This window comes from Prochlorococcus sp. G4PB16 (assembly GCF_059772465.1).
The window spans coordinates 47,882-71,008 of record NZ_CM186289.1 but is presented as its reverse complement, the minus strand read 5'-3'; the positions used below and the strand labels follow the sequence as shown (position 1 = coordinate 71,008).

The 23,127-nt window shown below is 36.1% G+C and carries 23 protein-coding genes; 7 read left to right on the top strand and 16 right to left on the bottom strand.

The window, feature by feature from the left end:
- Positions 1 to 12: 12 nt before the first annotated feature.
- Entirely contained in the window at positions 13 to 1,065 is a 1,053-nt protein-coding gene (locus AC6EIZ_RS00340) for a chlorophyll a/b binding light-harvesting protein (protein ID WP_498511395.1), read from the bottom strand.
- A 365-nt stretch (positions 1,066 to 1,430) separates the two neighbouring features.
- Between AC6EIZ_RS00340 and AC6EIZ_RS00335 the strand changes: the two genes are divergently transcribed.
- Entirely contained in the window at positions 1,431 to 1,595 is a 165-nt protein-coding gene (locus AC6EIZ_RS00335) for a hypothetical protein (RefSeq protein ID WP_498511393.1), read from the top strand.
- Positions 1,596 to 1,639: 44 nt separating this feature from the next.
- Here the strand turns inward: AC6EIZ_RS00335 and AC6EIZ_RS00330 are convergent, their stop codons facing one another.
- The 7 genes from AC6EIZ_RS00330 to AC6EIZ_RS00300 all read right to left on the bottom strand — a co-directional run bounded on the left by AC6EIZ_RS00330 (position 1,640) and on the right by AC6EIZ_RS00300 (position 6,769).
- Positions 1,640 to 1,882 carry a hypothetical protein gene (locus AC6EIZ_RS00330; RefSeq protein WP_498511392.1) on the bottom strand — a complete coding sequence of 81 codons (243 nt, stop codon included), beginning with the start codon at positions 1,880 to 1,882 and terminating at the stop codon, positions 1,640 to 1,642.
- A gap of 130 nt (positions 1,883 to 2,012) precedes the next feature.
- Positions 2,013 to 2,351 carry a TIGR02450 family Trp-rich protein gene (locus AC6EIZ_RS00325; protein ID WP_498511390.1) on the bottom strand — a complete coding sequence of 113 codons (339 nt, stop codon included), beginning with the start codon at positions 2,349 to 2,351 and terminating at the stop codon, positions 2,013 to 2,015.
- A gap of 70 nt (positions 2,352 to 2,421) precedes the next feature.
- Positions 2,422 to 2,625: a hypothetical protein gene (locus AC6EIZ_RS00320; RefSeq protein ID WP_498511389.1), complete on the bottom strand. Its 204-nt coding sequence runs from the start codon at positions 2,623 to 2,625 to the stop codon at positions 2,422 to 2,424.
- Positions 2,626 to 2,718: 93 nt separating this feature from the next.
- A complete protein-coding gene (locus AC6EIZ_RS00315) occupies positions 2,719 to 4,122 on the bottom strand; it encodes a nucleotide sugar dehydrogenase (protein WP_498511387.1) in 1,404 nt (467 codons plus the stop codon).
- 21 nt (positions 4,123 to 4,143) lie between these two features.
- Complete coding sequence (gene hisS / locus AC6EIZ_RS00310) at positions 4,144 to 5,415, bottom strand: histidine--tRNA ligase (protein WP_498511386.1); 1,272 nt, start codon at positions 5,413 to 5,415, stop codon at positions 4,144 to 4,146.
- Positions 5,416 to 5,541: 126 nt separating this feature from the next.
- Positions 5,542 to 5,829: a hypothetical protein gene (locus AC6EIZ_RS00305; protein ID WP_498511384.1), complete on the bottom strand. Its 288-nt coding sequence runs from the start codon at positions 5,827 to 5,829 to the stop codon at positions 5,542 to 5,544.
- A 94-nt stretch (positions 5,830 to 5,923) separates the two neighbouring features.
- Positions 5,924 to 6,769 carry a 3'-5' exonuclease gene (locus tag AC6EIZ_RS00300; RefSeq protein ID WP_498511382.1) on the bottom strand — a complete coding sequence of 282 codons (846 nt, stop codon included), beginning with the start codon at positions 6,767 to 6,769 and terminating at the stop codon, positions 5,924 to 5,926.
- Positions 6,770 to 6,909: 140 nt separating this feature from the next.
- Here AC6EIZ_RS00300 and AC6EIZ_RS00295 point away from each other — a divergent pair, with 140 nt between their 5' ends.
- Positions 6,910 to 7,635: a DUF1350 family protein gene (locus tag AC6EIZ_RS00295; protein ID WP_498511380.1), complete on the top strand. Its 726-nt coding sequence runs from the start codon at positions 6,910 to 6,912 to the stop codon at positions 7,633 to 7,635.
- A gap of 2 nt (positions 7,636 to 7,637) precedes the next feature.
- Here the strand turns inward: AC6EIZ_RS00295 and acs are convergent, their stop codons facing one another.
- Positions 7,638 to 9,614: an acetate--CoA ligase gene (acs, locus tag AC6EIZ_RS00290; protein WP_498511378.1), complete on the bottom strand. Its 1,977-nt coding sequence runs from the start codon at positions 9,612 to 9,614 to the stop codon at positions 7,638 to 7,640.
- A 92-nt stretch (positions 9,615 to 9,706) separates the two neighbouring features.
- Here acs and AC6EIZ_RS00285 point away from each other — a divergent pair, with 92 nt between their 5' ends.
- Positions 9,707 to 10,387 (top strand): HAD family hydrolase, encoded by a 681-nt coding sequence (locus tag AC6EIZ_RS00285; RefSeq protein WP_498511376.1) that lies wholly within the window; start codon positions 9,707 to 9,709, stop codon positions 10,385 to 10,387.
- Between the two features lies 1 nt (position 10,388).
- On the opposite strand, the gene sds is transcribed toward AC6EIZ_RS00285, so the two are convergent.
- Genes sds through AC6EIZ_RS00260 form a run of 5 tightly spaced genes read right to left on the bottom strand, consistent with a single transcriptional unit; the run spans position 10,389 to position 14,852 of the window.
- Positions 10,389 to 11,360 (bottom strand): solanesyl diphosphate synthase, encoded by a 972-nt coding sequence (gene sds / locus AC6EIZ_RS00280; RefSeq protein WP_498511374.1) that lies wholly within the window; start codon positions 11,358 to 11,360, stop codon positions 10,389 to 10,391.
- A 31-nt stretch (positions 11,361 to 11,391) separates the two neighbouring features.
- Positions 11,392 to 12,180: a glutamate racemase gene (gene murI / locus AC6EIZ_RS00275; RefSeq protein WP_498511372.1), complete on the bottom strand. Its 789-nt coding sequence runs from the start codon at positions 12,178 to 12,180 to the stop codon at positions 11,392 to 11,394.
- A gap of 2 nt (positions 12,181 to 12,182) precedes the next feature.
- Positions 12,183 to 13,268 (bottom strand): N-acetylmuramoyl-L-alanine amidase, encoded by a 1,086-nt coding sequence (locus AC6EIZ_RS00270; protein ID WP_498511370.1) that lies wholly within the window; start codon positions 13,266 to 13,268, stop codon positions 12,183 to 12,185.
- Positions 13,268 to 14,092 carry a carbon-nitrogen hydrolase family protein gene (locus AC6EIZ_RS00265; protein ID WP_498511368.1) on the bottom strand — a complete coding sequence of 275 codons (825 nt, stop codon included), beginning with the start codon at positions 14,090 to 14,092 and terminating at the stop codon, positions 13,268 to 13,270. Before AC6EIZ_RS00265 ends, AC6EIZ_RS00270 begins: the two co-directional genes overlap by 1 nt.
- 31 nt (positions 14,093 to 14,123) lie before the next feature.
- A complete protein-coding gene (locus tag AC6EIZ_RS00260; protein ID WP_498511366.1) occupies positions 14,124 to 14,852 on the bottom strand; it encodes a 2-phosphosulfolactate phosphatase family protein in 729 nt (242 codons plus the stop codon).
- A gap of 64 nt (positions 14,853 to 14,916) precedes the next feature.
- On the opposite strand from AC6EIZ_RS00260, the gene AC6EIZ_RS00255 reads away from it, so the two are divergent.
- Genes AC6EIZ_RS00255 through glmU form a run of 4 tightly spaced genes read left to right on the top strand, consistent with a single transcriptional unit; the run spans position 14,917 to position 20,159 of the window.
- Positions 14,917 to 16,482 (top strand): UbiD family decarboxylase, encoded by a 1,566-nt coding sequence (locus tag AC6EIZ_RS00255; RefSeq protein ID WP_498511364.1) that lies wholly within the window; start codon positions 14,917 to 14,919, stop codon positions 16,480 to 16,482.
- Between the two features lie 55 nt (positions 16,483 to 16,537).
- Positions 16,538 to 17,872, top strand: coding sequence for a 3-phosphoshikimate 1-carboxyvinyltransferase (aroA, locus tag AC6EIZ_RS00250; protein WP_498511362.1), 1,335 nt, complete (start codon positions 16,538 to 16,540; stop codon positions 17,870 to 17,872).
- Between the two features lie 12 nt (positions 17,873 to 17,884).
- Entirely contained in the window at positions 17,885 to 18,784 is a 900-nt protein-coding gene (locus tag AC6EIZ_RS00245) for an MnmC family methyltransferase (RefSeq protein ID WP_498511361.1), read from the top strand.
- 34 nt (positions 18,785 to 18,818) lie between these two features.
- Positions 18,819 to 20,159: a bifunctional UDP-N-acetylglucosamine diphosphorylase/glucosamine-1-phosphate N-acetyltransferase GlmU gene (glmU, locus tag AC6EIZ_RS00240; protein ID WP_498511360.1), complete on the top strand. Its 1,341-nt coding sequence runs from the start codon at positions 18,819 to 18,821 to the stop codon at positions 20,157 to 20,159.
- 14 nt (positions 20,160 to 20,173) lie between these two features.
- Here the strand turns inward: glmU and AC6EIZ_RS00235 are convergent, their stop codons facing one another.
- Both AC6EIZ_RS00235 and glgA read right to left on the bottom strand, forming a co-directional pair.
- Positions 20,174 to 21,571 (bottom strand): UDP-N-acetylmuramoyl-tripeptide--D-alanyl-D-alanine ligase, encoded by a 1,398-nt coding sequence (locus AC6EIZ_RS00235; RefSeq protein WP_498511359.1) that lies wholly within the window; start codon positions 21,569 to 21,571, stop codon positions 20,174 to 20,176.
- Between the two features lie 45 nt (positions 21,572 to 21,616).
- On the bottom strand, positions 21,617 to 23,080 hold the full coding sequence (glgA, locus tag AC6EIZ_RS00230) for a glycogen synthase GlgA (RefSeq protein WP_498511358.1): 1,464 nt from the start codon (positions 23,078 to 23,080) through the stop codon (positions 21,617 to 21,619).
- Positions 23,081 to 23,127: the final 47 nt, after the last annotated feature.

The window sequence follows — 23,127 nt, the reverse complement described above, 5'->3', positions numbered from 1 at the left end:
AAATTTCTTTAACTATTTTAATGATACTGAAGCAGTATCTAAATTACTTAAGGCATTAGTTACTCGTTTAAAATCGAATCCCATTGCCCTAAGTGCATGCCATAAATGACCTTGGATAAAGAAGAATCCAAAATAATAATGAACGTTAGAAAGCCAAGCACGTGAAGTATGAGCTCCGTTAGGGAGATCGACAGTATCTACCCAATAAGGAGAAATACCAAACTTAAGCGCCAATGGTTCACCAAACCATTCAACAGGGTAAACAGTAGTATTTTGTGCGCACCAGAATGCTGCAACTACTGCCATCCAACCAATACCTGCAAGAGACCATGAAAGAATAGCTTCTGCAGAAAGAAGACCAGATCCTTTGAACTTCGTATATTCACCTACTTGCTTAGTAGCTATGTGGAAAGCTCCACCAGTAATTTCCAAGAAGGCCAAGAAAGCATGCCCTCCCATTACATCTTCCAAACTATCAATAGTAAGGAAGTCGAACTGATGGTCCCAAATGTGACTCAAGTTAAGGTCATATTCAACCTGACGAATAGCACCAACAGCAGGATCATAAATTCCATGAATTCTGGCCCATTCAACAAACCAAATACAAGCAACACCAAAGAAAATCAAATGATGTCCTAGTATGAAAGTCTGGTTATCAGGGTTGTCCCATTCAAGTTTAAATTTCCTAGCCTGGGGTACTGAAGATTCCTGCATATCGCTAGAAAACAGCAATGAATGCATTAATCCACCAGCGCCATAAACCATGGACAAAACCAGATGAACCACAGCAATTGAAACAACTGCAGTACCACCAACAAAAGCTCCAGACTCATCAAAGCCTAAACCTAAAGCTGCTAAATGAGGAAGAGCAATTAAAGGCTGATGACCCATTGGTACGGAAGGGTCAAAACGAGCTAATTCAAATAACGTGAAGGCACCAGCCCAGAAAGCAATCAAGCCGGTATGAGCGGCATGAGCAGCAATAAATTTGCCTGAACGGTTGGTGACCCCTGAGTTACCAGCCCACCACCCGTAGGTGACTGCTGAATTTCCATAGGTCTGCATTAGAAGTGCTATTTTTCAAAACCGATCAGAGACTACTGCAATTTCATCGAATACTCATCTAACAGAAAGAATATGTAAATTTTTTTTATTATTTAATCCAATGAACCTAGAAAAATCAACAAGAGCAGGTTTAAAACAAAGATGAAATAAAAGGAGATCTAACAAACAAAATCAAGTGAATTGCCTAGCTAAGAATTCTTATTAAAGAATTAATTGATACATAAAAAGAATTTATATAAGGCATTCGAGACAAATCAGTCGGAGAATCAATATAAATACATGCAAATATGTAATTAATATAAAAGATTAATTTGGTCTCTTTATTTATAACTATTAAATAATTAAATCCTTTCGGATATCGAATCATGAACTTCAATCGACTTAATAGTCTAGAGATGGAGACAGAAGATCACTATAGAAAAAAGGCACATGTTTATAGAACATCAGCTGAATATGGAAAAATGATTTCTCTTTATCCAATTCTCGAGACGTCAATCAATGATTGCAAAGGTGAAAATTTAGTAGCTTAAAAAGCCAAATCTTAAATATCGAATTTACAAAAATTTTGTTTTTCTCAGGCTGCTCTATGAGCAAAAGAATCATTATTGTTCTGCCAATATTCAACAACTTCTTTACATTCTTTTATAAAATAGGAAACTTTCGGTTTCCATGGTAATTGACCAGGATCATTTGAAGTCCTCCAGTGAGATCCTGGCTTTAAATAACCCCTTTCTCTCAGCAACTCTAAAGATTGTTCATCTACTCTTAAAACCTCACTAGCTTCTTTTTCTGATAACCAAATTGATTCTTCTATCATTATTCAAATAAATAAGTATTCTTTCTTCTAACGCAAAAAGCCAACCAAAGAAAGATCAAAAGATCAGCTTAAAAAGCAAGTAATAATAAAATCATACTTAAATCGCATTAAATCATAGATAAAAAATTATTTACATCTTTTCAAACCAAGGTCTAATTTTATTTTTACTTATAGGCATTGTTAAACCAGAATCTGCGGATGGCTCATAAAATTCAGCGGTTTTCACATCACTTTTAATATTGAATAATTTAGAAGATTTTATAATTCTTCTTTCATCCCAGCCGACTTCCCAATTAGATAAATCAACTAGCTGTGACCAAGAAACTTTTACAACCACCTTTGAGTCAAGTATAGACATCAAAATGACCCATCTATTTAGCAGTTCTCCACCATATTTAATTGCAACGAAATGAACTTGGCCATCAATATAAGCCTTGCTAGTCCATGCTTTTACTGGAGGCCAAATCATAAAATCAAATAATTCGTAATATTATTCTAATAAATACTTTTTAGTATTTTATTCTAAGACTTAAATATAATTATTTTTCCTTTGTTATTTTTATATATTCTTGTCTGATTGACTTTAACAATGCCTTCTTCTTTCTCATTATTTTATTCTTTTCATTGAAATCTATTTCAAGTCTCTCTTCCTTTGTTAAGTTCATCCAATTATTTATATCAACTTTTTGTTCAGATTGTTCTTGAAGTTTTTTCTTCTTTTTGAAAAGAGATTTAAAGAGCATTATTTTTTTAAATTTAAATTACTTAAAGACGTAAAATCAATGTGATCTATTTAAGCACTTATTATAGACATATTATTCTTTTATGAAGAAATCTTAGTTCCCCTCACCAAGCTTCCAAAGATTTATGCCTGTATTCTCAATTTCTTGTCGATTAACAACAGATCTTGTATCAAAAATCCAAGCTGGTGATCTCATCAAAGAAGCTAAATAATTCCAATCAAGCCCAAAAAATTCATCCCATGGAGTAAGAATTAAAACTGCATCAACATTTTTCAGTGCCTCTGGAATTGAATTGGCCATTTTCCAAATCCCTTGGTTATTAAATGAAAATTTTTCAAAATCTTCTTCTATTCTCTCCAATGAGACCTTAGGGTCATAAATTGATAAACTTGCTCCTTCCTCGAGCAAGTCACTGCAGATTCTTATTGCAGGAGATTCTCGAGTATCGTTTGTATTTGCCTTAAAAGAAAAACCTAGTATTGCTATATTTTTGCCATTAACTGTACCAAAAAGCTTTTCAAGAACAATTTTATAAATTCTATCTTGCTGCCAAGTATTGATAACCACAACCTGATTCCAGTAATTAGCGACCTCTGGCAGACCGAAATATCCACTTAAATAAACTAAATTTAAAATATCCTTTTTAAAGCAGCTGCCGCCAAAACCAGGTCCTGCACAAAGAAATTGATCACCTATCCTTCTATCTGTTCCAATTGCTTTTGCAACTTCCTGAACATTTGCTCCAGTAGCTTCACAAAAAGCTGAAATAGAATTTATTGAACTAATTCTCTGAGCCAAGAATGCATTAGCAGCTAATTTTGAAAGCTCGCTACTCCATAAATTAGTACGAATTATCTGTTCACTAGGAACCCAATTCAAATAAATATTAACCAGTGCTTCTACAGCGTCAGAATCCTCCCCACCAATTAAAACCCTATCAGGTTTTTCTAGGTCATTAATTGCGGTACCTTCAGCCAAGAATTCAGGATTCGATAAAACAGCAAAAGTTTTTGAAATTTCTTTATTTTGGTTCTCTCTATTTGTTGTTTTAAGTATCTCTTTTATTGCTTGTGCAGTACGAACTGGAAGAGTACTTTTTTCAATTACTATAGTGTGTCCTTTTGCATATTTAGCTACTTGCCTTGCACTTGCTTCAACCCAACTAAGATCACTTGCTTGTCCAGCCCCAAGACCTTTTGTTTTTGTTGGAGTATTAACTGATATAAAAATCATATCAGCATCAGATATTGACTTTTCCATTTCTGTACTAAAGAAAAGGTTGCGACCTCTTGTTCTTGAAATTATCCGATCTAAACCAGGTTCAAATATTGGCAATTTATTGAGATCTGAATCATTCCATGCATCAATTCGTTCTTTATTGATGTCAACAACCCTAACTTCTATATCGGGACATTTGTCTGCAATAACAGACATTGTTGGCCCACCAACATAACCGGCGCCAATACAACATATTTTTTGGATTTTAATAGAGCTCATTTTAAACAATTCATCATTTTCTTAAGCAATCAATTTTTTAATTAACTTATCAAGATCCTCCTTTGAAAAAATATATTCATTACTCTCCTCATCCTTTTGTTTATTCCTTAAGTTCTTAATCAATAATTGACCTTTAGATGCCTCATCCTCGCCTATAACTAATGCCCATTTTGCTCTACTTTTATTTGCTCGCTTAAATTGTTTTGAAAAAGATGAACCTGAGTAATCCAATTCAATCATTAATTTTGATGACCTTAACTGACAAGCAATTTCCAAAGCAAGTTGCTCAGCTCTTTCACCTTTATGAATCACATAAACATCTGGAGATTTTGATTGTAAAATTTTATCTCCAGCAAGAATTATAAGCCTTTCCATGCCAATAGCCCAGCCAATTGATGGGGCTTGAGCCCCCCCAAGTTCGCTTATCAGGCCATCATAACGTCCTCCTCCACAAACAGTTGCTTGAGAACCCAAGTGATCACTTGTTATTTCAAAAGCTGTATGAGAGTAATAATCAAGTCCCCTCACCAAGTTATTGTTAATTTTATATGGGATCTTTAGATTATCAAGTAATTTCTGTAGATAATCAAATCTATTTTTACTCTCATTTGATAAAAAGTCGTTTAAAGATGGAGCTTCAAATAAAAGTTCTTTTGTAGAATTATTTTTACAATCTAATATTCTCAAGGGATTAACATTAATTCTTTTCTGAGAATCTTCATCTAATAAATCAAATCTCTGATTAAGCCAATCTTTCAATTTTTCTTTGAAAATATTTCGATCTTCATTACTTCCAAGACTATTAATTTCTAAAGTCAAATCATTTAGACCAACATCTTTTAAAAAGTTCCAAGCTATTGAAATAACCTCAGCGTCACTCATGACGGAGGCCAATCCAACAAATTCAACCCCAATTTGATGAAACTGCCTTTGCCTTCCTGCTTGAGGACGCTCGTATCTAAACATTGGACCTCGATACCAGAGCCTTTGAGGCCCATTATTTAATAATCCATGCTGGACAATTGATCTCGCGACTGAAGCTGTACCTTCAGGTCTCAAAGTGCAAGAACGACCTCCTCTATCTTCGAAAGTATACATTTCTTTATTCACAACATCAGTATTTTCGCCAATACTCCTCGAAAATAATTCAGTTTGTTCAATAATCGGTGTTCTAATTTCTTGAAGACGAGCTCGATTAAAATGTTCAAGTGCAATTGATTCGACCTTTTGCCAGCCCTGACTCTGAGCAGGTAAGAGATCTACCATTCCTCTTAAATTCTTGAAATTGGTCAAAGTAGCTTCAGCAAAATTATTTTTGTTTGTTTAATAGTAAATGTTTGCGTAAACTGAAAAATAATATTTTATTGATGAATTTGCTATCCCAAATTTCTGAGAATCATTTTAGAAAGGTATTAAAGCTTAATCCTCTAGTCGAGTAGCGCCTGAATATTTAACCAACCAAAAATTAACTCTTCTTCTCACATTAAAAGGCATTTCATTTTGGAGTTGAATTAACTCCATCGCTCCGAGCCTCTTAAGTTCTCTCGATTCAAGACTCCACATTCTTTCAGCTTCACAAATTAAACGAGCCCAACTTCTTGAGTGCTGCCATTGTCTGAGGCGCTTCTTTAATTCATTACCGTCAGCCTTACTTTTAAGGAGAGGATACTGAGAAACTATATTTTTCTTAATGAAGTATTTTCTCATAAATCAACAATGGAAATACCCTAGAAAAACTCTTTACCCAATACATTAAACATATAGCAAAGATTTGAAATGAGTACTTTATGAAAAGTCCACTTCAAGCATTAAAGTCGACCTCAAACACAGGGAATTCTAATTTCTCCATATCCCTACGACTCATTTTTCTAGACCAAGCACCCTTAATGGCATCATTCCACCTAAACCCAGCATTTTTCGCTAAATACCTTTCTTCATAGGAGATCTCAGCACGAAAAAGGACTTTTGGTTCTAACGCTCTAATTAATAGTTTTTCAAGTTCACTACATCTTTTAAAAACCTCTGCCAAATATATACAATCTGTTAGAGCTCTATGTGCATTCCAGACTGGCACACCATAAGCCAAGGCAAGATCTCTAACAGATGGGCGAGTCTTCAATTGTCTATCAGCTGGCCACGTTATATCGTCCATGGAACATATCCATTGTTTTTCGATCTGAGGTAATTTCTTCAGACCAAACCATTTCATATCAAAGTCTGCATTGTGAGCAACAATCACATCAGATACTCGAACCAAAGATTCAAAATATTTAATTGCTTCAGATAAAGGTTGAGGCAATCTGGTTATTTCAGCAGGAATATTGTTTATTTTTTCCGCATTATTATTTTCAACTGGTAAAAGAAAAGATTGCTGCGCTAACACCGATCTACTTTTGACATTAAAAAGGATGGAACCTACTTCCATACAATCATCATTTACATTGTCAAGGCCTGTAGTTTCCGTATCTAATATCAAGAGATTCTCAGGTGGTAATTCTTCCCTTAAAATTTCAACCCGTTCTTCTTTTGATTTGAGAGAACGTTTTCCTAATAAATCTTTTTCTTTTTCATTGGCAATTTCTTTTGTTGTTTCATTTAGAAAGTCAAGCTGCTCACTCTCTTTCTGATAATTCTGCTCTTCTTTCACTTCAAAATTAATTAGTCATGCTTCTATTATCATCAAAAAAACAGAGTTGAATAAAAACTTAGTAGAACATTAAAATAAAAGATACTTAATTTTTAATTTATAATTGTTTTCTATTTATCTTAACGAGTGATTCTTCATCAATGATAACTTTTAAGCGTATAAATGATGTTTCCTGTCAATGGCCCTCAAGGCCAGTTGGTCTTATTGAAATAATTGGAGGTAGCTATATTTCAATCAAGCCAGAAGTTACATACAAAAGACTTATTTCTGGTCTTTTAACGAGAAATTTGGCAGTACATTCATGGAGCTATATCCCTAATTTTGATCACCAACTTCAAGCGAATCGAGCATGGATACAATTCCGTCAATCTCGAAAAATTCTTGAAAAAAAAGTTGGCTTAATCCCCAAATCAATCAGACTGGGTCATAGCCTTGGATGCAAATTACATTTACTAGCACCAGATGGGGGGAGGAATTGCGATGGCTTAGTAGCTATAAGCTTCAATAATTTCAAGGCAGATAAATCTATACCTTTGCTCAGAAAAATGTCTCAAAAGCTAAACTTCCAAACTGAATTTAGTCCAAGCCCTAACGAAACATTAAATCTTATTAGAGAACACTATGAACAAATAAATAATCTATTAATAAAGTTTAAAAATGATAATCTAGATCAAAATGATCTTTTGCTTAAATCATTAAAGAAAAGATGTTCTGATAAATCTAAAATGATGTTACTAGATGGTAACCATCTAAGCCCAGTAAGTGCAGGAATAAGAGAGAATTTACTAAAGTCTAGCTTACAAAGCTCGATGAAATACGAAAAAATTGACTTAATAGTCGATCAAATAACTCATTGGGAAATCTAATATTAACTTCTTAATTTATCTAAAACCGATCTATCTTCAAGAGTACTTGTATCTCCGCTTATTTCATCTCCCGAGGCCAGTGCTCTCAAAATTCTGCGCATAATTTTTCCACTTCTTGTTTTTGGAAGAGAATCAGTAAATTTAATTTCATCAGGCTTGGCAATTGGTCCTATTTCATTAACCACGTGTTTTTTTAATTGTGCATCAATATTTTCATTTGCATCTGCACCAGTTCTCAACGTGACAAAGGCTACTATTGATTCACCTTTTAAATCATCAGGTCTACCCACAACCGCAGCTTCTGAGACGAGCTCATGACTAACTAAAGCTGATTCTATTTCCATTGTTCCAAGCCTATGTCCAGAGACATTTATAACATCATCAACTCGTCCCATTACCCAAAAATAACCTTCCTCATCTCTTCGAGCGCCATCTCCAGCAAAATATATATAGCTATTGTCTGAAGGTTTTAAATACTCCCAGTAACTCTCTCGAAATCTTTTTTCATCACCATAAACATTTCTCATCATTCCAGGCCATGGTCTTTTAACTACCAAATATCCACCCTCATTATTAGAGACAGAGACCCCATCTGAATTAACCACGTCGGCTTCAATCCCAGGCAAAGGGAAAGTTGCTGATCCAGGTTTTGTTGGAGTCGCACCTGGAAGAGGACTAATCATTACTCCTCCAGTTTCTGTTTGCCACCATGTATCAACTATGGGGCATCTCCCCCCTCCAATAACGTCTCGATACCAGATCCAGGCCTCTGGATTAATTGGCTCTCCAACAGTTCCTAAAAGTCTCAAACTTGATAAATCGTATTGCTTAGGAATCTTTTCTCCTACTTTCATAAATGCCCTTATGGCGGTTGGAGCAGTATAAAAAATCGAAATTTTATGCCTCTGAATTACTTCCCAAAAAGCGCCTGGATTTGATGGTCTAGGAACTCCTTCGTACATAACAGTAGTTGCACCATTAGATAATGGGCCATAGACGATATAACTATGTCCAGTTATCCAACCCACATCAGCGGTGCACCAATAAACATCATTTTCACGAATATCAAAAATCCATTTAAAAGTTAAATGAGACCAAAGGTTATACCCAGCAGTTGAATGAACTACTCCCTTTGGTTTGCCTGTAGAGCCAGAGGTATATAAAACAAATAAGCAATCCTCACTATTCATTTGTTCTGGCAAACATTCTTCTGATTGACTATCTACAATTTCATGCCACCAATAATCCCTACCATCATCCATATCAATAATTTTTTTTGTCCTTTGAACAACTAAAACTGATTCGACCTTTGGACAAGCACCACCCTCCAATGCTTGATCAACAGCATCTTTTAGAGGAATTATTTTGTCTTTTCTAAAACCTCCATCAGCTGTAATTACTGCTTTCGCTTCTCCATTAATTAATCGGTCCCTTAGGGCCTCAGAGGAAAAACCTCCAAATACTACTGAATGTGGTGCTCCAATCCTTGCACAAGCAAGCATTGCAATTGCGGCCTCAGGTACCATAGGCATATACAAAGCGACAAGATCCCCTTTGCTTATACCTATAGACTTGAGTGCATTAGCTGCTTTGCAAACTTCTTTGTGTAGTTTTTTGTAGGTATATTTTTTTTGTTCACCTGGCTCCCCTTCCCAAATCAAAGCGACTTTGTCAGCTGTTGCACTATTTAAGTGTCGATCTAGGCAGTTAAAAGAAATATTGGTTTTTCCGCCATCAAACCATTTTGCGAATGGTGGGTTGGACCAATCAAGGACTTTATCAAAAGATTTAAACCAATGTAATTCTTCTCTAGCTGCATCACCCCAAAACTTATTGGGATCTGATTTAGCCATCTCCGACATTTCCAAATACTTAGAAAAAGATGAAATTCTACTTTTACTAGAAAAGTCATCAGAGGGAGGGAAAACTCTCTGCTCCTGAAGAACAGACTCAATAGAGTTAGAATTGTCTGAATTCATGAAAGATAAAAACAACTTTTCATTTATTGCATTCAAGCTATTTCTGACCAAAAGGCTTGAATAGTGAAACTCTTATTTAAAACAAATTCATAATGAAGAAAAATTGGAATTTTCCTAAAGCATTTTTATTTGATCTTGATGGAGTTCTAATTGATTCAGAACCCTTGCATGGACAAGCATGGAGAGAAACAGCCGCACTTTTTGATCTAAATCTAACTTATAGCCAACTAAAACTATTAAGAGGAAAAAGAAGAATTGATTGTGCCAATGAACTGGTTAAATTGATTCCAAAAGCAGTTGAGGTGGAAGAATTACTAAACCTACATAAGCCCATCTCAAAAAAACTTATCCTCAAGGCAGAAGCAATGCAAGGTGGCGAGAGTTTGGTCAAAAAGTGTCAAAAAAACAATCTCCCAATTGCGTTAGTAACAAGTAGCAGCTTCGAATCTTTCCAAATAAAATCTGCTCCTCATCAATGGATGAATCTGTTTTCTGAAATAGTTCTTGGCGATGACGAATTACTAGCCAAAGGGAAACCAGCTCCAGATCCATATCTACTAGCCGCTAAAAAATTAAATGTTGATCCTCAAGAATGCTGGGCTGTTGAAGATTCAATTTCTGGAGTATCTTCAGCTTTGGCGGCAGGATGTTTTGTTTTCTATTTAAAAGAAAAACGTGATGTACTTCCAAAAAAAGAAGTTTTTCATGAAAATATCAATTTAAAACAAATCACCCATTTAAAAGAAATTGAACAAACATTAAATAACTTCTAAATTAATAAAGTCTACTAATTACAAATTCTGGTAATTCAAGTAGTGCTTTTTTTGATGGTGAATCTGGCAACCATGAAATTGAATCTTTTGATTCAGAAGCAAATTTTTCGGCTAATTCTCTTGATTTTTTGATCGCGTTTGAATCTCTTACGAGAGATAGAGCCTTCTCAAGATCATCTTTCTTGGAGAATTTATCATTAATAAGTTGGCTAAGAGCTGAATTTTCTTCCAAAGCATAGAAAACAGGTGCTGTTAGATAACCGCTTTGAAGATCACTAGCTGCTGGTTTACCTAATTGTTCATCATTTCCAGTAAAATCAAGAATATCATCAACCACTTGAAAAGCTAATCCTAACTGTCTTCCAAAAAAATAAAGTGAATTTAAGCTCTCTTGATCTACATCAGATAAAACACCAATAGCCTTGGAGCTATTAGCAATTAAAGAGGCAGTTTTACAATAACTTTTTTCTAAATAACTATCAAAGGATTGACTTGAATCAAATCTATTAAGACCCTGCTTTATTTCACCTTCAGCCAGATCCATAATCACCCTACTTAACAATTTAACAACATCTAAATTCTCAAGATTTGCCAAATGCCAACTTGCTTGAGCAAATAGAAAATCTCCTGCAAGAACAGCTATCCGGGGATCAAATCTACTATGGACAGTTTCAACACCTCTTCGTGTATCAGCTTGATCAACGACATCATCATGAACAAGAGATGCGGTATGAATCATCTCAGTAATCTGGGCCAATTTTCGATGCTTTAAAGGAAGATCCTTTTCAGCCGTCAAAGCTCGTGAAATTAATAAAACAATTCCAGGTCTTAAACGTTTACCTCCTGCACTAAAAAGATGTTCTGCTGCTGCCTGCAAAATAGGATGTCCAGCACCTATGAGGCTGCGAAGATCCAAAAGCAACGCTTCCAGATCAAGTTCTACAGGTTGAAGAATTTCCGTGGCTGTGGTCATAAAACCGCTCTACTTTTTGATATTAAGAGACTCAGCCCTTCTTCTGCAGCGAAACGAGATTAACTTCAGGAAACACATCTAACCAATGCTTAGCTTTATTGGGGAAATTTTTGAGTTTGGAGGTTACGTAAAAATTTAAATCCACTAAATTTCTTTTATTTGAATAATTGCCTCCTTTTGAATCCATAAACAACTTTAATTTCAAAGAAAGAGCTTCTGCAGGGTCAATCAATTTAATACTAGAGGGTAAAATCTCAGTCAGCAATGGAGTTATGAGAGGATAGTGACTACAGCCAAGAATTAAAGAATGTATTTTTTGTTTTAAAAGAGGTTGTAAATATCTAGTCGCAACATCGGTAATTTCATCTGAATTAATATTATCCATTTCAATCATTGGAACAAATGCAGGGCATGGTTGTTCAATTACAAAAGTTTTTGGCTTGAATTCCAAAATCGCATTTGTATAAGCCTTAGTTTTTACTGTAGAAGGGGTTGCCAGAACACCAACCCTAGATTCCTGAATGGTTGAGGCAGCAGATCCAATCAAGTCAAAAATAGGGACTTCTAAATTATTTTTAAGTACATCCAAGGCAATTGCATTTGTTGTATTACAGGCAACCAAAAAAGCATCAATATTTTGATAACGAAACCAAAATGATATTTCTTCTGCAATTTTTTTGATCTCATTAGTTGTTTTTACTCCATATGGAAGTCTTGCTGTATCAGCCAAATATATAAATGAATTATTGGGACATAACTCAATAACCTTTTTCAGAACAGTAAAGCCTCCAATACCACTATCAAACAATCCAAGACGCATATCTAATTTGAAACTTTTAGATAATTCAGTATTCCCCTAGCGATAGCAAAGGACATTTTATCCCTGTAAGCTTTTTGTCGTAATAAATCGGCATCATATCTGCCAGTAACAAATCCAATCTCTACTAAAGCTGCAGGCATTGATGTTTTTCTAATTACATAAAAGCGTGATCTACGAACACCTCTATCAGGGCTTTGTGGAGAAACAATTAAAATTTGTTTTTGAATATTTTTTGCTAAAGAATAACCTTTATAACCAGAGTAATAATAAGTCTCTAAACCATTCACATCTTTTCTTTTTCCTCGTGTTGCATTTGCATGAATACTCACAAAAGCATCCGCTTTTGAATTATTAGCCTTGTTAACTCTTGGCTGTAAATCTAATGTTGTCTCGTAATTCCGCGTTAAAATAGTTTTTACACCTTTATTAGTAAGAAATCCTGAAACACTCTTTGACACTTCTAAAACAATATCAGTTTCTCTCAGTCCATTTATTCCAACAGCACCAGGGTCTGACCCACCATGGCCAGGATCTATAACTACTTTATATTTTCCATAGGGTACATATGGCAAAGAAGTAACATCTAAATCTTGAGTATTTATTTTTTCAAAAGTTCTTTTAATTGAGTTTCTTAGGATATTTCCTTCTTCAATAGAACGGAAAGAATTACTTTCTAGGCCAAAAAGTTCCAATTCCCAGTTGTTTGGTGATATACCAATTAATTGTAATTTTGAGGGTTCTAATTCAACTGATTGAAGAAACTCAATAACAAGCCTTGTTTTGCCCTTGGAGGGTTTACCTAGTCTGATTTCCTTGACTGATCCATTACCTTTAATAGTCCTAGGACGACTTAATTCTCCAGGGAAATCTATCCAAACCCTCTCACCTTTATTAGTGGTTGAGGATTGATAAAAAGCATCTAATTTAGCCCCAGAGGAAGTTCGTAATTTAAGAGTCCCGTTACTAGTTAAGGCCCAAGCCGCGAGAGCACTAGCAGATCTGAGCGGTAAAGAAATAAAAAGATTTGAACAAAAAACAAATCCTGCAAACAATCCTAGTTTTGATTTTAAAGATTGATCTTTAAACATCAAATAAAAAGCTCTGTTTTTCTATGTTTTAGGCTGGGCATTTGTCCTCTTATTCTCCCAACTCTCTCTTTATCAGCAGGAGCTATTGCTGCTCCTTGGACTACCCCTGCATCTGCCAGAACTGTCCCCCATGGATCAATAACCATTGCATGTCCATGACTTTGTCTTCTGCCATAGTGACGACCAGTTTGAGCTGGTGCAACAACATAAGCTGTGTTTTCAATAGCTCTCGCTTGGAGCAAGACTTGCCAATGATCCTTTCCCGTAAAAGCAGTAAAAGCTGCTGGAATCATTAATAGATCTGCGCCTTTATTTACCAAATCCCGATAAAGTTCAGGGAATCTAACGTCGTAACAAATAGATAATCCGATTTTGCAAAGGCCTGGGACATCAACAACAGGTGGAGACTCACTTCCGGAAACAATAGTTTCAGATTCTCTATAAGTATTGCCCTCAGGAAGATCAACATCGAAAAGGTGAATTTTGTCATATTTTGCTAGAGATTGACCGTCCTTACCAAACAACTCCGCTCTATTTAAAGTTCTTACTCCATCACCAGCAGGGACAGGAAAACCACCACCAAGCAAAACGACTTGATATCTTCTTGCCATCGTCACCAAAAAACTATTGCATTTTTCAAATATTGAAGATGCAATTTTTAATTTTTTCTGATCTTCGCCCAAAAAGGCAAAGTTTTCAGGTAGTCCCACAAGATCAGCCCCACGCCTTGACGCCAACTCAATTTGTTCTTCTGCAGCATTGAGATTTGCGTCTATGTCTGAGGTACTTGTTAGCTGTAAGGCCGCAGCCAAAAAATCTGACACTGAGTTAAATAAATAAAAAATAATTTAAAAGTTAGTTTGAGCGAAGTACGCCCATCTCCATCTGTTTTGGAATGATAGAAAGATTGTCCAAAGAAGAGCAACAAGCGAAATCATCATCATGATTACCTATTCCTGCAAGCCTTTGTCCATGACTTGCAATACGTAAACATCCTTCAACATCATTCTCCCAATTTTTCCATAGTGCTATCGAGGCCATCAATTCATCATTTAATATCTGAACCGACTCTAATTGATCCATTAAAATAGAAGCTAAAGCACCAGCTGCTAGAGAATCTTCCAAAGAGTAGGAACCTTCCCACCCACTACCAACAATCCAAACTTCTTTGGGATTATCACTTTTCAATCTTTCCGCAATAGCTTTTCTGTTTGGAAGTGCCATCGTATACAAACTTTTAGATTCTCTTACACGATGAAGTGACCTTGTTCCATTAGTAGTACTCATGAAAACTCTTTTTCCTTTTACTCTCTCAGTGGAAACTCCTAATGGAGAATTTCCTAGATCAAATCCATCTAATTTTTTTCCTCCTCTCTCCCCAACTAGTATTTTATCTTTTGGGTCAAAACTCTTTGCCTGATTTTTAAGTTCATCAACATCTGCAAACACTTGTACTGAATCAGCACCATTTTCAAGTGCCCAAGCAATAGTTGTTGTAGCTCTAAGAACATCAATAACTACTGATGATTCAGGAATAATTCCACTCGGCACATCTGCCGCTGTATAAAAATAAGAAAGTTTCATTTCCACAAAGACTGATAAGTTGCGTCACAGTAATTAGATATATAGGTTAATCCTGCAGACCTTCATGAAATTATTTCGTCAAGAACCTCTTACACGGGATATAAGAGATTTTCTTACTCTTCTAGATAAAAAAGGTCAACTAAAGAGAATAAGCAGTCCAGTTGATAGTGACTTAGAAATTGCGGCTATAAGTGACCGTGTACTTGGCATGGGAGGACCTGCTCTACTTTTTGAAAATGTTAAAGGATCATCAATTCCTGTTGCAGTCAATTTACTTGGGACAATGGAACGTGTGGTTTGGAGTATGGGCTTAGAGAAGCAAGAAGAATTGGAGGATCTTGGAAAAAAATTAGCACTTCTTCAGCAACCGCGACCTCCGAAAGGATTTAGAGAAACAAAAGCTTTTGCTTCAGTTGCTTGGGATCTACTTAAAGCACGTCCTGATATTGATCTATTACCACCATGCCATCAAAAGGTAATTGGTGAAAAAGATTTGGATCTAAATCATTTACCACTTTTACGTCCCTGGCCAGAGGATGCTGGAGGTGCCATCACTTTAGGACTAGTAATAACGAAAGATCCTGAAACAGGCGTGCCAAATGTTGGTGTTTACAGACTCCAAAGACAATCCGCAAAGAGCATGACAGTCCATTGGTTAAGTGTACGAGGAGGAGCCAGGCATCTTAGAAAAGCAGCTGCAATGAATAAGAAGTTAGAAGTAGCTGTTGCTATTGGAGTTCATCCACTTCTTGTCATGGCGGCAGCAACTCCAATTCCAGTGCAGCTCAGCGAATGGCTTTTTGCAGGTTTGTATGCAGGAGAGGGTGTTCGATTAACAAAATGCAAAACTATTGATCTTCAGGTACCTAGTCATAGTGAAATTGTTCTTGAAGGATCCATATCTCCTGGAGAAGAGATGATGGATGGTCCTTTTGGAGACCATATGGGTTTCTATGGGGGTGCTGAGTCCTCACCTTTAATTAGATTTCACTGCATGACTCAAAGGAAAAAACCTGTATTTTTAACAACCTTTAGCGGTAGGCCTCCAAAAGAAGAAGCCATGCTGGCTATAGCATTAAATCGAATTTATACACCAATACTTAAACAACAAATCCCTGAAATTATTGATTTTTTCCTACCGATGGAAGCCTTGAGTTATAAGTTAGCAGTTATATCCATTGACAAAGCATATCCAGGCCAGGCGAAAAGAGCTGCTATGGCGTTTTGGAGTGCTTTACCCCAATTTACATATACAAAATTTGTCGTTGTAGTCGATTCAACTATCAATGTAAGAGATCCTAGGCAAGTAGTTTGGGTCCTATCCAGCCAAGTTGACCCTCAAAGAGATTTATTTATACTCGAGAATACTCCTTTTGATACTCTTGATTTCGCGAGTGAACATATCGGATTAGGAGGAAGATTAGCTATTGATGCAACAACAAAAATTGGCCCAGAGAAAAATCATGATTGGGGCAAACCATTAACAAGGCCTAAAGAACTTGAAGATAAAGTCGATGAAAGATGGGCAGAGCTAGGCTTGTCGGAGCTGGAAAACAAACAACCAAATCCAGAATTATTTGGTTACGTTATCGACGAACTAATGCGTCAAAAACAAATAAACAATTCATAAATCAAGAATAAAGCTTATCGATAAATAAAATAAAAAATAATATTTTGTTTTTTCATTGAAAGTTCCCACTAAAGATAAGTCTTTAAGAGACCTTCCTAAAGGAGGGTCACTATGTGGGAAAGTGAAAGTACCTGGAGATAAATCAATCTCTCATCGAGCACTGCTGTTTGGTGCTATCGCTAAGGGGAAAACAATAATTGAGGGTCTTTTACCTGCCGAAGATCCAATAAGTACTGCTGAATGCCTTAGGTCAATGGGCGTAAAGATTAGTCCAATCAGGAAAGGAGACATTATTGAAATCGAGGGCGTTGGATTAAATGGACTCCAAGAGCCTGAGGATATTTTGAACTGCGGAAATTCAGGAACAACTATGAGATTAATAATGGGATTATTAGCCGGTCAAGAAAATCATCATTTCATCCTTACAGGAGATAAATCACTCCGAAATAGGCCAATGAAAAGAGTAGGACAGCCGCTAAGAATGATGGGGGCTAAAGTTTCTGGAAGATGCGGTGGAGACTTAGCTCCTTTATCGATTATTGGGAACAAATTAAGAGGTGCCGTAATTGGCACTCCAGTAGCAAGTGCTCAAATAAAATCTGCAATCCTACTAGCGGCTCTTAATGCAGAGGGTTCAACGACTGTTATTGAACCCGCCAGATCAAGAGATCATAGCGAGAGAATGTTAAAAGCCTTTGGAGCCAACCTGGAAGTTGGGGGTGAAATGGGTAGACATATAACTGTTTCCCCGGGTAAAGATTTAAAAGGTCAATCAATTATTGTTCCGGGTGATATCAGTTCAGCTGCATTTTGGTTGGTTGCAGGTAGCATCATACCCGGATCAGAATTAATTGTTGAAAATGTTGGCCTTAATCCAACAAGAACTGGAATACTTGATGTATTAGAAATAATGGAAGCAAATATCAACATAATAAACAAAAGAGATGTGGCCGGCGAGCCTGTCGGAGACATTGAAGTTTCCTACGAAAAGAACTTGAAACCATTTAAAATTGGTGGTGAGATAATGCCTCGGCTTGTAGACGAGATTCCTGTATTATCCGTAGCAGCATGTTTTTGTAATGGTATCAGTCAAATAAAAGGAGCAAGTGAATTGAGGGTTAAAGAAACTGATAGATTAGCTGTAATGACCAGGCAGTTAAAAAGAATGGGAGCCAAAGTAGATGAATATCAAGATGGTCTGACTATCTATGGAGGAAATAATTTAGAAGGATGCGAGCTTGATAGTGAAGATGATCACCGTATAGCAATGAGTCTAGCTATTGCATCAATAATGGCTAATTCTAATTCGACATTACGACGTAGTGAAGCTGCTTCAATCTCATATCCTGATTTTTGGAGTCATCTTGAGAGACTTCAACAAAAAAATTAATTTTTCTTAGAATTGGATGACTATAAAAAACAAACGACAAAAGATGGGAGTTTAAGTCTTTATAGCTTTAGCTATGAAGAAGGATTTCATGATAGAGACGGAGCACTCAGAGAATCAATTAATAAATATCTATTACCTGCTCAATTAGAGCAATTTTCTAATGCAGAAAAAATAGTTATTTTAGATGTTTGTATGGGCTTAGGGTACAATACTGGATCTATACTCGAAGAGTTACTTCAACGCAATATTAAAATCGAATGGCATGGACTTGAGATTGATCAAAGGCCTCTAAATCTTTGTCTTAATGAAAAAAAATTTCAGGAAATTTGGTCTCCAAAAGTATTGCATTTTTTTAATTCCTTAAACAAATCAGGGAAATGGACTGAAGGTTTTAACGAAGGAACTATTCACTGGGGAGATGCAAGAAAAAAAATATATGAAATAAAAGATTCTCTACTGTTTGATTTAATTCTTCTTGATCCTTTTTCTCCACAAAAGTGTCCCGAGCTATGGAGCGAGGAATTCATCTCTTCATTAAAAGAAAGACTTTCTTACGACGGCCGCTTGATTACATATTCAACTGCTGCCTCAATTAGAGCGAGTTTCAAAAGAGCTGGCTTAAAAATCTACTCAATAGCTCCCTCAACTGATACCTCAAGCAAATGGAGCTCAGGGACAGTTGCTATGAAAAGACCAATAGGGAAAGAGTTCATTTCAAAGAATAGCAAGCTTAAAGACTTAAGCACCAGGGAATTAGAACACCTAACTACACGTTCATCAATTCCTTACAGAGATCCAACAGGGGAAGGGAAATCTAAAGAAATTATTTCAATCAGAGAACTAGAACAATCTAAAAGTCAATTAATAAACACTTCATCATGGAGAAAACGATGGAATACTGCGCAAAAGTAATAAAGCAATTAGATTTCTTCAAAAAAGTACTCTAATGCTTGCCATCGCAATTTTAGCGGCTGGGAAAGGAACGCGAATGAAAAGTAAGCTGCCTAAGGTTCTTCATCCTTTAGCAGGGAAATCACTTATTGATAGAGTTTTGTCCTGTACTCAGGGCCTTAATCCAAGCCGTAGATTAATAGTTGTAGGACATCAAGCTAACTTAGTAAAAGACTCTCTAAAAAGTCATCAAGACTTAGATTTTGTTCTTCAGCAACCTCAAAATGGAACTGGACATGCAATCCAACAATTAAGACCAAAGTTAAAAGGATTTAAAGGAGAGCTTTTAGTATTGAATGGTGATGTCCCACTCCTAAAGGAGAAAACTCTAAACTCACTTATAAAATCCCACAAAGAATCCAACGCTAGTGTAACTTTTTTATCTGCAAGTTTAGACTCACCAATAGGCTATGGTCGAGTATTCACAGATGAGTCAGGACTTGTAAAAAAAATTATTGAGGAGAAAGATTGCACTAACGAACAGAGAAAAAATAAATTAATAAATGCAGGCATATATTGTTTCAATTGGCAACAATTATCAGATGTTTTAAACTTATTATCTAGCAAAAATAGTCAAAATGAACTTTATCTAACAGATACTATAAGTTTACTCAAAAAAGCATTACATTTTCAGGTAGATAATCCATATGAGATTAAGGGCATTAATGATAGATTTCAACTATCTGAATGCGAACAATACGTCCAAGAAAAGCTTAAATCCCTTTGGATGAGTAAAGGAGTTTCATTTATCGATCCTATTAGTTGTTCACTAAGTGAGGATTCGAACTTTGGTAAAGACGTAATCATTGAGCCACAAACCCATTTTCGTGGTAAATGCGATATTGGCAATGGTTGTCATATAGGGCCAGGTAGTGTCATAACAAATTCAACACTTGCGGAAAATGTATTAGCCATTCATTCATTCATCAATGAAGCTAAGGTTGGAAATAATACATCAATTGGTCCATTCGCTCACATAAGGCCGGAATCAAATATAAGTGAAAATTCTAAGATAGGAAACTTTGTAGAAATAAAAAAAAGTTTTATTGGTGAAGGAACAAAAATCAATCATTTAAGCTATGTAGGGGATTCAACTCTTGGGAAAAGCATTAATCTTGGAGCAGGGACTATTACAGCTAATTTTGATGGTAAGAATAAACATCAAACAATTATTGATGATTATTCAAAAACTGGTGCAAATTCAGTACTAGTTGCGCCCATCAAGATTGGCTCACATGTAACAATCGGCGCAGGCTCAACAATAAGCAAAGATATTCCAGATAAGAGTCTAGTAGTTGAGAGATCAAAAGCAATTATTCGAACCAAAACAGACTAACCACATAAAATTGGTTATCGCTGTAAATAAGGTAATACTTTCTCTAATTCCAACATACGACTTCCTTTAATCAGAATATTGTCTCCTGGTGAGAGCCAGGACAATAATGACATAGCAGCATCTCTTGGAGTTTTCACTACATCATGATTTGGCAATTCTTTGATTATCTTTTTTATAAAATTATTTTCTTCCCCATAAGAGACAAAAACAATTCCAGTAAGACCTAATTCAACGGCTCTTCTAAGAACTTTCTGATGAAGTGAAATACTCTCAGTGCCCAACTCAAGCATCGTACCTAAAACTGCAAAATGTCTGCCAGGCTTGCTTACTAATAACTCTAAAGATGCAATAACAGATTCGGGAGATGCATTATAAGTCTCATCTAAAACTAAAAATTGTCCACAATTAACTAATCTATTTCTTCCGACCGGCATATTGATTTTTAATTGATCTAGATTCTTTAATGATAGCCCTAATTCAGTTGCGACAGTCAATGCTATCAAAAAATTCATAGCATTATGTATTCCTTCTAGGGGTAATTTAAATTTATTGCCCTCAAAAGACATGAGCTTATTCTGCATGTCAATTTGAGAAAGATAATCCGGTTTAATATCTTTAAAAGCAAAACACTCATCTTTACTACCGAACCAATTCAGTGAAACTCCTTCTATCGCTACTCGAACAATACGTCCTGACCATTTTTCACATAAAGCTTTCTCTAAGAGGTTATCCCCAAAGGGGATAATCACCACGCCATCAGATCTTAAATTCGAGGTGATTTCCGACTTAGCTTTCGCAATATTTTCTCTACTACCGAGAATACCAATATGAGCTTGTCCCACATTTGTTATTACTGCAATATCAGGCTCAGCAACTCGAGAGAGACGTTCAATTTGACCTAAGCCACGCATACCCATTTCAAGAACAAAAGCAGCATCTTTTTCAGACCCTCTAAGAAGAGTTTTTGGAACACCGATATCATTATTTTCATTCCCTCTGCTAGTAACAATTTCACCAAGAGAAGACAAAATTGCTTTTATCAATTCTCTTGTAGTTGTTTTTCCAACAGAACCAGTAATAGCAACTACAGGAAGATTTAAATTTCTCCGATGAAGCAATGCGATCTGTTGATAGGCATACAGAGTATCTGGGACCACCCAGTGAATCAAGCCTGTTGGCACCAAACCTTTAAATTGTTCAGAAACTATTGCTGCTTGTATGCCATTATCAAAAGCCATATCTAAGTAATCATGGCCATCAAATGTATTACCTACTAAAGGGATAAAGAAATCACCTCTTTCAATTGTTCTAGAGTCAGTAGAGACAGAACCAACAGCTAAATCAAGATCCATTTCCTCTTGATTAACTGGCTTCCCCCATAGTGCAATTAAGTCCTTAAAAGTAATCTCCATATAAATACATGCACAGAAGTAAAGTAATCTAAAGACTCAAAAAAACTATAATTTTATTTTTTTACCTTTCCTTGAAGGATCTGCCTCTTGGCCATAAGAAAACTTTTCGACCTCTGCTGCATCGGGAGAAGGCTCCTTAATCCCACAAACATCTTTATACATTAATTCATATTCCTTCGCCGATCTATCCCAACTATATTTATTCGACATCGCTCTCACTTGTAACTCCCTCCAACTTTTTTGATGTCTATAAGCTTCCCAAGATCGAACTAATGCTGTATAGAAGTCAATTGGTTCATACCTGTCAAAGCAAAATCCAGAACCTGTTCCATTCATGGGATTATAAGGCTCTACCGTATCAACTAAACCTCCTACTTTTCTAACGATCGGAATTGCACCATAACGCATAGCCAATAATTGACTGATTCCACATGGTTCAAATCGACTAGGCATTAGGAATGCGTCAACTCCTCCATAAATGAGCCTAGATAAAGCATCATCGTAAGTAAGAAAAACAGAAAAACGACCAGGATACTCAATCGCAAGCTGCCATAAAGATGACTCTAAATAACGATCACCTGTACCAAGAACAACGATTTGAGAGTCAGTATAAGAAAGAAGCCTATTAGCTACTTGCAGTAAAAGATCAATACCTTTTTGATCAACAAGTCTACCAACCATACCCATTAGATATTTATCTGGATTCACCTCAAGTCCCATTCTCTCTTGAAGGACTCTTTTATTAATTGCTCTGCCAGAAATATTATCTACACTAAATTTAGCTGGCAATGAGTTATCCTTTGCTGGATTCCACTCATCCAGATCAACTCCATTCAATATTCCACGTAATTTCCCTGAAATATAATTCAAAAGTCCCTCTAATTTTTCTCCATATTCAGATGTTTGGATTTCCCTTGAATAAGTAGGAGATACCGCATTAACTCTATCGGCATACAACATTGCTGATGCCATTGTGTGATCACCATGCATATACCATGGGCACCAGGTTATTTGATCAAGTTTCCATCTCCAGGGGCCTTGATACTTGAGATTATGAATAGTAAATACTGTACTGATTTCGGGATCTTGATGCATCCAAACGGGGATCATCCCAGTATGCCAATCATGACAATGGAGAACTTGTGGCTTCCATGAATTCCATGCAAATTCAGAGACTGCACTTGCAAAAAAAGTAAACCTCCAATCTTCATCTTCTCCCCCATAAATACGCTCAGCATCAAAACATGGATGTCCAACTAAGTAAATTGGCAATCCATTAGATGGATGCCTTGTTTCAAAAACAGAAAAGTCAACACCCATTGTGTTGGCTCGAAAAATAGGTTCAGGTGCAATATCCATCAAAGTCCATAGTTTTCCATAGCCTGGAATTATTAATCGAACATCATGTCCAAGTTTTTTAAGAGCAGGAGGTAATGAACCAACAACATCACCCATACCTCCAACTTTTATCATTGGGGCGCATTCTGCAGCAGCAAAAAGTATTCGCATTTAATTCATTAAAAAGAAAGATTTATCTTTCGGATAAATCAAATAAA